Here is a 12428-nt window from a genome sequence, read left to right as displayed (position 1 = left end):
TCAGTCGCCCTTGAATGTACGCTTCAGACGATCAAACAGCGAACTTTGGTATTCGTCCGGAACATCTCCGCTGACAGCGGCAAAGTCCCGCATCAGCTGCTTCTGCTTTTCGGTCATCTTCGTCGGGGTGACGAGCCTGATGATGACGTGCTGGTCGCCCGTGCCATATCCGTGGACGTTCGGAACCCCTTTGCCCTTCAGGCGGAACGTCGTGCCTGTCTGGGTTCCCGCCGGAATCTTCAGCTTGACCTTGCCGTGAACGGTCGGGACCTCGACTTCGTCCCCGAGGGCTGCCTGAGCAAAGTTGACGCGAAGCTCCAGAAGGATGTCGTCCCCTTCACGGACAAAGCGCTCATGCGGCCGTACACGGAATTCCACGTACAGATCACCGGCAGGTCCGCCGTTAACGCCGGGTTCCCCCTGGCCCGCAACGCGGAGCTGCTGTCCGTCCTCGACGCCTGCAGGGATGGTGATCTTGATCCGTTTGCGTTTGGTGACGCGTCCCGCACCATGGCATTCGGTACACTTTTCCGGGATGATCTTGCCGGTGCCCTGGCAGGTCTGGCAAGGCCTGCGGTTGACCATCTGGCCGAACGGTGTCGTCTGCGTCACGCTGACCTGGCCGGAGCCGCCGCACTCAGAGCAGGTGCTGACACTCGTGCCCGGCTTTGCGCCGTCGCCGCCGCAAGTGTCACAGTTTTCTTCCTTGTTGACATCGATCTCCGTCTCTTTGCCGAAAACGGCATCCATAAAGTCGATCGTCATCGTATAGGAGAGGTCCGCACCCTGCCGGGGAGCGTTCGGATCGCGGCGCCTGCCGCCGCCTCCAAAGAAGGTGTTCAGAATATCGTCAAAGTCGAATCCCGCGGCGCCGCCGCCGAATCCTCCCCCGCCAAATCCTCCGCCGCCGAATCCGCCTGCAGCATCCGCATGGCCGAACTGGTCATAGCGGGCCCGCTTGCTGTCGTCGCTCAAGACTTCATAGGCTTCGGCGATTTCCTTGAATTTCTCATCAGACCCTTCTTCCTTGTTCAGGTCCGGGTGATATTTCTTGGACAGTGTCCTGTAAGCTTTCTTGATTTCATCTTTACTTGCAGATTTCGTGACTCCAAGCACTTCATAGTAATCACGCTTGCTCATTCTCTCACTCCTGACTCGCTTGCATGAGAATCATTGTACCATGCGGAAAATGGTCTTTCAAAAACGTTACGGGAGCTGCAGTGTGCATCCTCCGGACCCATCCGTATCCGGCCTCCCGGTTTTGGACAGTAGAAAAGCCAAAGCCGAAATACCGACTTTGGCTTTTCCGAGGGCGGATTATTTATTGTTCTTGTCATCGTCGACTTCTTCGAAGTCTGCGTCGACGACGCCGTCATCGGAAGATCCGCCGTCTTGCTGCGCCTGCTGGGCCTGGGCCTGCTGGGCGGCCTGTTCATACATTTTCACCGACATCTGCTGGACAATCTCCATAAGCTTGTCTTTCTTCGTGCGGATGTCTTCGATGTCGTCTTTTTCAAGAGCGGCTTTCAGCTCATCCTTCGCTTCTTCAGCCTGTTTCTTTTCCTCTTCGGAAACATTGTCCCCGAGATCGGAAATCGTCTTTTCAGTCATGAAGACCGCCTGGTCCGCCTCGTTGCGGAGTTCGGCTTCTTCCTGGCGCTTCTTGTCGGCCTCGGCGTTCGCTTCCGCTTCCTTGATCATGCGTTCGATCTCTTCATCGGACAGCGAGCTGTCGGACTGGATGGTGATCCGCTGTTCCTTGTTTGTGCCGAGATCCTTCGCCTTGACGTTGACGATCCCGTTTTTGTCGATATCGAATGTGACTTCAATCTGAGGAATGCCGCGTGGTGCAGGCGGAATATCCGTCAGCTGGAAGCGGCCGAGCGTTTTGTTGTCGGCTGCCATCGGGCGCTCGCCCTGAAGCACATGGATGTCAACTGCCGGCTGGTTGTCGGCCGCAGTCGAGAAGACCTGAGATTTGGAAGTCGGGATGGTCGTGTTGCGGTCGATCAGCTTGGTCATGACGCCGCCCATTGTCTCGATGCCGAGGGAAAGCGGGGTGACGTCGAGAAGAACGACATCCTGTACGTCGCCCGAAAGGACGCCGCCCTGGACCGCCGCGCCCATCGCAACGACTTCGTCCGGGTTGACACCGCGGTGCGGTTCTTTGCCGGTCGCTTTCTTGATCGCTTCCTGTACGGCCGGAATCCGTGTGGAACCGCCGACGAGGATGACCTGGTCGAGTTCATCCGGGGAAAGTCCCGCATCTTTCAGGGCCTGGCGGGTCGGAACCATTGTGCGCTCAACGAGGTGAGCTGTCAGCTCGTCGAATTTCGCGCGGGAAAGCGTCGTCTCAAGGTGCATCGGGCCAGCTTCACCGGCCGTGATGAACGGCAGCGAGATCTGTGCGGAAGTTACGCCCGAAAGGTCTTTTTTCGCCTTTTCTGCCGCATCCTTCAGGCGCTGCATCGCCATTTTGTCCTTGGACAGGTCGATTCCGTTTTCCTTCCTGAACTCTTCCACGAGCCAGTCAATGATCGCCTGGTCAAAATCGTCGCCGCCAAGCTGGTTGTCGCCGGCAGTCGCGCGTACTTCGAACACGCCGTCCCCGAGTTCGAGGATCGAGACGTCGAATGTACCGCCGCCGAGGTCATAGACAAGGATGGTCTGTTCGCTTTCCGTCTTGTCCAGTCCGTAAGCGAGCGCGGCTGCCGTCGGCTCGTTGATGATCCGTTCAACTTCGAGGCCGGCGATGCGGCCGGCGTCTTTTGTCGCCTGGCGTGCGGCGTCATTAAAGTAAGCCGGTACCGTGATCACTGCTTTGCTGACTTTTTCCCCGAGATAATCTTCCGCATACCCTTTCAGGTACTGGAGAATCATTGCCGAAACTTCCTGCGGAGAATAGTCGCGGTCTTCAGCGGACACTTTTTCGTTTGTGCCCATCAGGCGCTTGACCGACATGATTGTATTCGGATTGGTGATCGACTGGCGTTTCGCCACTTCACCGACCTGGCGTTCGCCGTTCTTGAACGATACGACGGAAGGGGTTGTCCGGTTGCCTTCCGGATTCGGAACGACTTTCGGCTCGCCGCCTTCCAGTACCGCTACTACAGAGTTGGTGGTTCCAAGGTCGATCCCGATGATTTTGCTCATTTCCATTCCTCCTAAAATCAATGCATCCTGAAGCATCATGCAAATTGTTTATTCGTTTACTTTTACCATTGAAGGACGCAGAATCCGATCCTTCAGCATATACCCTTTCTGGAGTTCCTCCAAAACGGTATTGGACGGCTTGGAGCCGTCCTGGCCCTGCATGACGGCGTGGTGGAAGTTCGGATCGAACTCCTTGCCCTCCGCCTCGATTTCTTCAAGCCCTTCCTTTTCCATCGCGGAACAGAACGACTTGTAAATCATCTCCATGCCTTTTTTTGAGCGCAAGCGCATCTTCGGACTTTACTTCCGCGTCAAATGCGCGCCCAAAGTTGTCCAGCACCGGAAGCAGCTCGACCATGAGCCGCTGCGAGCGGTACTTTTCGGAAGCTTGCATTTCAGCGGCAGACCGGCGCTTGAAGTTCTCGAAATCGGAGAGCAGGCGCAGATACTTGTCTTCTTTCCGGTCCAGCTCCTCTTCAAGTTCGGCGATGCGGGCATCTCGGGAATCCGCCGCAGCTTCCGCGTTTTCCTGCGCTTCCGGTGTTTCTGCAGAAGCGGAAGTGCTTGCTTCTCCGGCCAGGTTATCTCCTTCGACCGCAGCCGTCTTGACGGCCTCTTCATTCAACTCTTTGTTTTCATCGTTGGACAAAAAACTCTCCTCCAAACTCTCGTACTAACGTTGTCATTCTGGATGTGTCATCTTTGATTTGTTCAATGTAGATGTTGTCGACATTGAGATGCTATAGAAAAAACACAAAGATGATGAATCGGGATGGCCTCACTTCAGATGCCGGCCCAATTCACGGGAAAGGCCGCGGCTCATGTAGTCGAGCACGGATACGACGCGCGCATAGTCCATCCTTGTCGGACCGACAATGGCGATCGCGCCCTTTCTTCCCTCTCCCGCTGTATAAGAAGCAGTGATGACACTGCAATCTTCCATGGCCAAATGGCCGTTCTCAGAGCCGATGCGGATATGGATCCCGTCGGCGCCAAGATCGAACAGCAGCGCGGCAAGCGGTTCGTCTTCCATATAATGCATGACCTGGCGCGCTTTTTCAGGGTCATTGAACTCCGGCTGTGTCAGCATGTTCATGCGGCCGCCAAAGAACAGGCGCTCTTCCTCATTTGTCGTGCTGAGCGACTCGCGGAACGATCTGAACAGATCCCCGTAGCGCCCGACATGCCGGCGGAAAATTCCGGAGATCTCAGTCTGCATCCGCCGGTCGATGTCATGAAGCGGCACACCGACCAGATGCTCATTGAGGATGTTCACCATCCGTTCGATGTCGGACGGATGGATATCCTCCGGAATATGGAAGTTCCGGTGTTCGACGTGGCCGCCATCAGTGACGATGATCGCGACCGCATAATCGTCGGACAGCGGAATGATCTGGAACCGCTTCACCTTATGCTGGCCGACATCCGGTCCCAGCAGGATCGATGTGTAGCTGGTCAGCTCGGAGAGAATATCGGCCGTCTTGCGGATAATCAGTTCCGTCTCCAGCAGCCGGTCGTCGAAGATGGAGCGGATCCGCTCCAGGTCATTTCCTTCAAGGCTCCTGGTCCTCAGCAGATGGTCCACGTAAAAGCGGTAGCCCTTTTCGGAGGGCACCCTTCCCGAGGACGTATGCGTCTTCTCGAGAAGGCCCAGCTCCTCAAGGTCCGCCATGTCATTCCGGATGGTCGCGGCACTGAACGGCACCGTTTCAAGTTTGGATAATTGGCGCGATCCGACAGGCTGGGCCGACCGGATGAACCCGTCGACGATCGCTTGCAGTATGTGCAATTGACGCTCTGTCAGCATGATCATCACCTCTGTTAGCACTCCGTTATATTGAGTGCTAATTCCTATACCCAATTTATCAAAAGCTATTCCGTCCGTCAATCAAACTGTGCGTTATCCGAGGAACTCCTGGAATACTTCATTGCCCAGGAAAATGCCCTTCCGGGTGAGGCGGACCGATTCTCCATCCGAAGTGAGCAGCTCCTGGCCGGCCAGCTCGCGGATCTGCGGGCCGTATACATCGTCCAGTTCCTTGCCGAACCGCTCCCTGAATTTGTCGAAGCGGACACCTTCAGTCATGCGCAGCCCGAGGAACATCTCTTCTTCCATCTCTTCACTTGCAGTCACCCGGTGCTCCTCGAAAACCGGCCGGCGGCCTTCCCCGACCGCATTCATGTATTTTTTCAGCGGTCCATGATTGGAGTAGCGGATTCCGCCCGCATACCCATGTGCCCCTGCTCCGGCACCCGCATAGGAACGGTTTTGCCAGTAAAGCTTGTTGTGGACCGATTCATGGCCGACTTTGGCAAAGTTGCTGATTTCATACTGCTGCAGGCCCGACTGTGCCATCCGTTCCATCAGGCGTTCGAACATGGCCGCTTCCAAGTCTTCGCCCGGCAGCGGGAGCATATTTTTGTTCATCAGGTTATAAAAGATCGTCTTGGGTTCGACGATGAGTGAATAAGCAGAGTAATGCGGGAGGCACAGTGAAAGGGCGCGGTCAAGCGTATCTTCCCATTGGTTCATCGTCTGTTCGGGCAGGCCGTACATCAGATCGAGACTGATATTTTCAAAACCGGTTTCACGCGCCTGCCGGACGACGCGTTCCGCGTCATTCGGGCTGTGGGTTCGGCCCAGCCGCTCAAGGAGGCCGGCGTCAAATGACTGGACACCGATGCTGAGCCGCCGGACTCCGTTTTCCCACAGAATGGCCAGCTTGTCCGGCGTGAGTTCATCAGGGTTGGCCTCTGTGGAGAATTCAATGAGGCGATCCATGGGCACGGCGCTGCGGATATGGCCAAACAGCTTTTCCAGCTGCCGGTCTTCCAGCGCAGTCGGGGTCCCGCCGCCGATGAAGATGGTCAGCGGCCCGCCATGATCGAACAGTCCTTCCCCGCGCATCATCATTAGTTCTTTGCCAAGGCAGTCGATGTATTCATCAACAGGCTGGTTTTTGAAGAACACTTTATTGAAATCACAGTAAAAGCAGATCTGGTGGCAGAAAGGAATGTGGATATAAAGACCGTCTGTCATGCTGTTTCCTTCTTTCATGCGAAAAAAGGAGGCGGCCGCCTCCTTTTCCGGTGTTAGGATTTGTCCTCGTCCATGCTGAGGACGGCCATGAAGGCTTCCTGCGGCACTTCGACTGACCCGACCTGCTTCATCCGCTTTTTCCCGGCTTTCTGCTTCTCCAGAAGCTTCCGTTTCCGGGAGATGTCTCCGCCGTAACATTTGGCGAGGACGTTCTTGCCCATGGACTTGATGGTCGAACGGGCCACGATCTTGTTTCCGATGGCCGCCTGCACAGGCACCTCGAACTGCTGCCTCGGGATAAGCTCTTTCAGTTTTTCAACAATCGCCTTGCCCCGCTCATAGGCAAAGTCGCGGTGGACGATAAAGCTGAGCGCATCCACTTTCTCGGCGTTCAGGAGAATGTCCATCTTCACGAGCTTGCTCGTACGGTAGCCGATCAGCTCATAGTCGAACGAAGCATACCCTTTTGTATGGGATTTCAGCTGGTCAAAGAAGTCATAGACGATTTCGGAAAGCGGAATCTCATAGATGATGTTGACCCGTGTGGAGTCGAGATAATCCATCGTGATAAAATGGCCGCGCTTCCGCTGGCAAAGCTCCATGACTGCCCCTACATAATCGTTCGGCACCATGATGGAAGCTTTGACGTACGGCTCCTGGACCTCCTCGATTTTCTGGGGATCCGGCATGAGTGACGGGTTGTCCACCTTCAGGACTGATTCGTCGGTCATGATCACATCATAGATGACGCTCGGCGCTGTCGTAATCAGGTCGATGTTGAATTCCCGTTCGATCCGCTCCTGGATAATCTCCATGTGAAGCAGTCCGAGGAATCCGCAGCGGAAGCCGAAGCCAAGCGCCTGGGACGTTTCCGCCTCGTAGGTCAGGGCGGAATCATTCAGCTCCAGCTTTTCCAGCGCCTCACGCAGGTCGTTGTACTTGGCCGTATCGATCGGGTACAGTCCGCAGAATACCATCGGATTCAGCTTCCGGTAACCCGGGAGGGGTTCATCTGCCGGATTGGCGGCGAGTGTGATGGTATCCCCCACGCGGGTGTCCCCCACATTCTTGATCGCCGCAGTCAGATAGCCGACATCACCGACAGTCAGTTCGTCGCGTTTGGTGGCTTTTGGCGTGAAGACCCCTGCCTCCACGACTTCGAATTCCTTTCCGGTCGCCATCATTCGGATCTTGTCCCCGGGCTTTACTGTTCCCTCGACAATCCGGATGTAGGCGACAACGCCCCGGTACTGATCATAAAGAGAGTCGAAAATAAGTGCCTTCAGCGGTGCGTCCGGGTCTCCGGTCGGGGCCGGCACTTTTTCCACCACTTGTTCAATGATCTCTTCGATGCCGATGCCCGCTTTGGCGGAAGCATGGACCGCTTCGGAAGCATCAAGGCCGATCACATCTTCAATTTCCTGCTTGACCCGATCGGGATCCGCAGCCGGAAGGTCGATCTTGTTGATGACCGGAAGGATCTCCAGGTCGTTGTCGAGTGCCAGGTATACGTTCGCCAGCGTCTGGGCCTCGATTCCCTGTGCCGCATCGACCACGAGGATGGCGCCCTCGCATGCAGCCAGGCTCCGGGATACTTCGTAGGTGAAGTCGACGTGCCCGGGTGTATCGATGAGGTGAAGAATATATTCCTCACCGTTTTTCGCCTTGTAATTCAGCTGGATAGCATTCAGTTTGATAGTAATGCCCCGCTCACGCTCCAGGTCCATCGAGTCGAGGAGCTGGTCTTTCATCTCCCGTGAGGTCAGGGTTTCGGTTTTTTCCAATATCCGGTCGGCCAACGTGGATTTCCCGTGATCAATATGGGCGATGATCGAGAAATTCCGGATGTGGTCCCGACGTGCAAGTCGTTCTTCGCGATTCATGTTGTCCACTCCTCTGTAAACTAGTTTGAATTATAACAGTGGACAAAACATGATTCAATCGGGGCCATACGGGAAAGCCATTGTTTTTTGCCGTTGCCTCATCTTCCGGCAAGCACCTCGGCCGAAGCTTTTGCGACAATCGCCGCGGTCCGGTTAAGCTCTTCCTCCGTGTTTTCCGTACCGCCCATCTCGATCAGCAGTACGTTCGGGCCAAGATCCTGGTTATAGATGCCGTCCACGCCATGGCCGCTTTTCCTGAAGATCCCCTTGGAAATGCCGGGTACCAGTTCGTTCATCTTCCCTGAGATTTCCTCTGCCAGCTGCCGGTTTGCCTCATGACCGCGGTGATCTTCACCAATGACAAAATACACTTTGGCATACGGCCCGTCCGCATGGTCCAGCGTGGTCTTGTTCCTGCCGAGGGAATCCCTGTGGACATCGAGAACAAGGTCGTATGCACCCGCCTGAATCTGCTTCTGCACTTGGGGACGGATCGCCTTGTACGCCCGGCTGTGCGGCACGCCATTCCGGCTCATCTGGCCCGCGTTATCATAGTCCAGAACATCCAGCGAGATGCCGTTCATGCCGAAGTGGGAACTGAATGCCTCACCGAGATTCATGATATTCTCCTCGCTGTGCGAGACGGCGGTCTTCCCTTCCTTTGCGCGAAGAATCGGCGCAAATGCCTCATGGGAATGGGTGAAGTACATGAGTGCCCGTCCGGCCGCACCCGGTTCCGCTTGCTTCGCGTCCTCTTCCACCTCAAAATCGAACAGATTGGCGGCATAGACGAGCCTGCCCGATTCGGGAGCAGCTTCCCGGACATCCGGATGCAGGCCGGGGATCTTGACCGTGATGAACGGCATGAGGAACAGGAATAGGATCAGCCATGTATAGAACTGCCACTTTTTCTTCATCAAAAGAATCCCCCCTCCCGCACTATATGGCGGGAGCAGGGGATTCAGAACCGGGTGTTGCGGGCGACAGCCATTTCACCACACCCGCCGATACAAGGGTTGCGTATTGCAGGATCCACGTATCCGTCTCCTTCGGCGTAACGAACATGCTTTGTTCGTCCGACGAAAGCACTTCCTCGAACAATTGCTGCTTGTCTTCCTTCGACCACTGGGACCATTCACCGAAAATCGGCTTCAGCACCTTTTTGTCGGTTTCTTTTGTTTTGTCATGAAGCCATGGCGTGACGGCAAGCGCCGAGGAAGGAGAATTTTTTTCTTCGATCTTCGCTGCGATGTAGTTGAACACCGATTCAATGGCATCGGACACCATGACCGGCCCGTCCACGACCGTCGGGACCCCGATTGCGGTCACGGGTATTCCGAGCACTTCCTTTGAGATCTCTTTGCGTTCGTTGCCGACACCGGATCCGGGGTGGATGCCGGTGTCCGTCAGCTGGATGGTCCGGCACAGCCGGGTGCTGTCCCTGGCCGCCAGCGCATCAATGACGATGATCAGGTCCGGACTGATTTTCGTTGCCAGTGCATTCACAAAATCACTGGTCTCGAATCCTGTCTGGCCGGTCACACCCGCCGCGTAGGCGATCAGGCCCGGATCCTCCGAATAAAATGCCGGAACGGCCTCCTGCAGACGGTCGATGGCATACGGGCCTACGGCGTCCGGCGTAACGGACCGGTTGCCAAGCCCGACGACAAGCACTTTCGGATTTTCCGGCAGCCCGAGCGGGGCGTGCATCTCGCGCAGCTTGTCAGCCAGGAGCTGTTCCATTTCCACGAAGCCTTCCGAATCATCGGCTGTCAGGCCCGGTGCGGTAAGAGTGATGTAGGTCCCGGATTTCCTGCCGATCTTCTCGGCGCCTTTATCATCCACACGGATTTCCGTGACGATAAACCGCCCTTTCCGCTTTTCGCGGAAGTCGATGCCGCTGGATTCTTTCAGTTTTTCCTTGTCCTTTTCGGTTCGGTGCCTGACCATTTCTTCCGTTTCGTCAAGCAGGTCCGTTCTGCCGAATTGCAACATATCGCTCACCTCCAAATCAGTATGCCCGGGTGTCAAGGGAATATTCTTTGCGTTTCATGATTGCAATCAACCTTCAGTTTTGGTAGAATGTTGTCTGTTGCATAAAGGCAGGCCCGGCAAGCGGGCCGCTTCATGATCCGACCTTGAATGGAGGTGAATCCATTGGCAAACAGCAAACAAGCGATTAAACGAATCCGCCAGAACGAAGCTGTCAGCGCTCAAAACACAACGCAGAAATCTGCAATGCGTACAGCGATGAAAAAAGCGGAAGCGGCGATTGCCAACAACGACGACAACGCACAAGAGCTTCTGAAAGATGCGATCCAAAAACTCGACAAAGCGGCAAACAAAGGGCTGATCCACAAGAACACCGTAGCCCGCCAAAAATCCCGCCTTACGAAAAAAGCCCAGTAATGATTACTCGGCTTATCGACCGTCCTGATCCGGCCTGCCGGATTCCGGGCGGTTTTTTATGTGCAAACATATGATGCCTCACTAAATTCTTTTTTATGAGAGCTTTGGTTCACTTCTTATTAATGTAGAGAAAACTCCCCGAAAATAGACGCATCTTCGGGGAGAATGGGGCTTGGTTATTTTACTGTCTCTGTTCTTACCCGAATCAATAAATCACAGAACCCGGGAAAATGGCAATTGCATCTTTTCTGCAGATGTCAGGTAGCGCCAGTAGACGACTTTTTCAGTATCATCCATGCAGATGGCGATGGTGGAATGGATGAACTTTCTCGAAAAGATGTTCCAAAATCCGACCGGCCGGTACTCCCAGCGGTCCAGCTCTTCTTCCCATTTCTCATAGTGGTACACCGGCAGCATGCCCGCCACACGTTTTTTCAGCCCGATTTTCCTTTTGCGGTTAATCAGAATGGCCGCTGTTTCGGAACCTACCTTAATGACTGCACATTTGTATTCTTTGCTGAGCAAGCCGTGGATTTGATCATCCATCATTTCAATCACCTCATGGGATTTTTCGGTGAAGCCTGGGCAGTGGCTGGGGCAATAATAGAACTTTAAACAATAGGCTCAGAGTGCGGCAGACCATAATTCACCCGTACTATACCCCGATTCTCTCAGGGGTGCAACCCTTTAGAAATAATCTTTTTATTGGGAGTTGGGGTACTTCCGGAATCCCATGCAAAAGCCGCATTTCCTATGGAACCAAGTACAAAAAAAGACTGCAGAACCGGGCCTTTGGGCACGGTCTGCAGTCTGTTCATTTTCTTCCGCCCACCTTTTGCATCAGCACCAGTTCGAGGACCCTTTCTCTGTTTCCTGATACTGTTTTGAGCCGGAGATCGGCGTCTGCGAGTCTGGATAGGGTTCCGAGCAGGCGCGCGTCGTCCGCGAGTTTCCGGTTCTCCAGAATCAGTTTGACCCGGTACGGGTGCACCTTGAGCTGCTTCGCAATCTGGTGCTGCTGGTACCCCTTCTTCTTGAGGGCATTCACCTGGATCATGAGCCGCACCTGGTTGGCAAGAAGTGCGTTCAGGCGGATCGGCTCCTCTTTGTTCTGCAGAAGATCCCTGTAGATGGTCAGTGCCTTGCCGGAGTCTCCCTGCATATAGGCATCCAGAAGCTTGAATGCATCGTCTTCAGGTGTTTTGGCCACGAGCAGGCTGACGTCGCCGTCACCGATGCCCTTCTCCTCTCCGGCATAGAGCGACAGCTTTTCCAGCTCCGACCGGAGGCGGACCAGATCCTCTCCGGCCGTTTCGATCAGCAAACGGACGGCGCTGTCCGAGATGCTGTTTCCCAATCGGGCCGCCTCCTGTTTGACCCATGTTTCGACATCATGGGTTTTGAGCGGTTCCGCTTCCAGGCAGACCGCATGTTTGCGGAATGCCTTGACCACCTTTTTCCGGGCATCCAGTTTTTCATACGGGGCGAGAAACAGGACGACCGCACTTTCCGGCGGGTGGGCAAGCCAGTCCATCAGTCTGTCCAGGTCATGTTCCACTTTTTCCTTCCCTTTGTCGGCTGCTTTCAGGAATGACGCGTTTCTTGCGATGATCAGTTTCCGGTCACAGAAGAAAGGGAACGTGTCCGCTTCCTCGATCACCGCTTCAACCGGAGTTTCATCCAGATCGAATGTCGTAAGTTCCGACGTTGCGGCATCAGGCATGGCATCCTTCAGCCGTTTCTCGGTTTCATCAAAAAAATACATCTCCGGGCCGCTGATCAGGTAGACCGGGGCAACTTCCCCTTTGGCCATGTTTCTCCAACTATCCGTAAACATCGTGAACACTCCGTTTCGCTTGAGCCTGTTTTTCTATTATACATGAAGCCGGTCCTCTCCATAGTTTGTGAAAGTTTCATGAACCTCTGGTGAACCGGCCGGGATT

The 12428-nt window shown here is 54.9% G+C and carries 12 protein-coding genes; 1 reads left to right on the top strand and 11 read right to left on the bottom strand.

Annotation, left to right across the window (positions count from 1 at the left end; translation table 11 throughout):
• The 9 genes from dnaJ to gpr all read right to left on the bottom strand — a co-directional run bounded on the left by dnaJ (position 1) and on the right by gpr (position 10071).
• Complete coding sequence (gene dnaJ, locus C772_RS10615) at positions 1 to 1140, bottom strand: molecular chaperone DnaJ (RefSeq protein WP_008299891.1); 1140 nt, start codon at positions 1138 to 1140, stop codon at positions 1 to 3.
• 177 nt (positions 1141 to 1317) lie between these two features.
• Positions 1318 to 3153, bottom strand: a complete 1836-nt coding sequence (dnaK, locus tag C772_RS10610) for a molecular chaperone DnaK (protein ID WP_008299890.1) — start codon at positions 3151 to 3153, stop codon at positions 1318 to 1320.
• A 48-nt stretch (positions 3154 to 3201) separates the two neighbouring features.
• A complete protein-coding gene (gene grpE, locus C772_RS16930) occupies positions 3202 to 3414 on the bottom strand; it encodes a nucleotide exchange factor GrpE (RefSeq protein WP_008299889.1) in 213 nt (70 codons plus the stop codon).
• Positions 3368 to 3802, bottom strand: a complete 435-nt coding sequence (grpE, locus tag C772_RS10605; protein WP_008299888.1) for a nucleotide exchange factor GrpE — start codon at positions 3800 to 3802, stop codon at positions 3368 to 3370. The genes grpE (C772_RS16930) and grpE (C772_RS10605) overlap by 47 nt, the downstream gene beginning before the upstream one ends.
• Positions 3803 to 3931: 129 nt before the next feature.
• The gene (hrcA, locus tag C772_RS10600) at positions 3932 to 4960 is read right to left on the bottom strand and encodes a heat-inducible transcriptional repressor HrcA (protein WP_008299887.1); all 1029 of its coding nucleotides are present in this window, start codon (positions 4958 to 4960) and stop codon (positions 3932 to 3934) included.
• A gap of 93 nt (positions 4961 to 5053) precedes the next feature.
• Entirely contained in the window at positions 5054 to 6193 is a 1140-nt protein-coding gene (hemW, locus tag C772_RS10595; RefSeq protein WP_008299886.1) for a radical SAM family heme chaperone HemW, read from the bottom strand.
• Positions 6194 to 6246: 53 nt separating this feature from the next.
• Positions 6247 to 8076 carry a translation elongation factor 4 gene (lepA, locus tag C772_RS10590; protein ID WP_008299885.1) on the bottom strand — a complete coding sequence of 610 codons (1830 nt, stop codon included), beginning with the start codon at positions 8074 to 8076 and terminating at the stop codon, positions 6247 to 6249.
• 98 nt (positions 8077 to 8174) lie between these two features.
• On the bottom strand, positions 8175 to 8993 hold the full coding sequence (gene spoIIP / locus C772_RS10585; RefSeq protein WP_008299884.1) for a stage II sporulation protein P: 819 nt from the start codon (positions 8991 to 8993) through the stop codon (positions 8175 to 8177).
• 22 nt (positions 8994 to 9015) lie between these two features.
• The gene (gene gpr, locus C772_RS10580) at positions 9016 to 10071 is read right to left on the bottom strand and encodes a GPR endopeptidase (protein ID WP_008299883.1); all 1056 of its coding nucleotides are present in this window, start codon (positions 10069 to 10071) and stop codon (positions 9016 to 9018) included.
• Between the two features lie 162 nt (positions 10072 to 10233).
• On the opposite strand from gpr, the gene rpsT reads away from it, so the two are divergent.
• Positions 10234 to 10485 carry a 30S ribosomal protein S20 gene (gene rpsT, locus C772_RS10575; protein WP_008299881.1) on the top strand — a complete coding sequence of 84 codons (252 nt, stop codon included), beginning with the start codon at positions 10234 to 10236 and terminating at the stop codon, positions 10483 to 10485.
• A 213-nt stretch (positions 10486 to 10698) separates the two neighbouring features.
• On the opposite strand, the gene C772_RS10570 is transcribed toward rpsT, so the two are convergent.
• Both C772_RS10570 and holA read right to left on the bottom strand, forming a co-directional pair.
• Complete coding sequence (locus tag C772_RS10570) at positions 10699 to 11034, bottom strand: hypothetical protein (RefSeq protein WP_008299880.1); 336 nt, start codon at positions 11032 to 11034, stop codon at positions 10699 to 10701.
• A gap of 265 nt (positions 11035 to 11299) precedes the next feature.
• Positions 11300 to 12322: a DNA polymerase III subunit delta gene (gene holA / locus C772_RS10565; protein WP_008299876.1), complete on the bottom strand. Its 1023-nt coding sequence runs from the start codon at positions 12320 to 12322 to the stop codon at positions 11300 to 11302.
• Between the last annotated feature and the right edge of the window lie 106 nt (positions 12323 to 12428).

It is taken from the genome of Bhargavaea cecembensis DSE10 (genome assembly GCF_000348905.1).
Lineage (GTDB): Bacteria > Bacillota > Bacilli > Bacillales_A > Planococcaceae > Bhargavaea > Bhargavaea cecembensis.
This window is presented reverse-complemented; position numbering and strand designations above follow the sequence as displayed.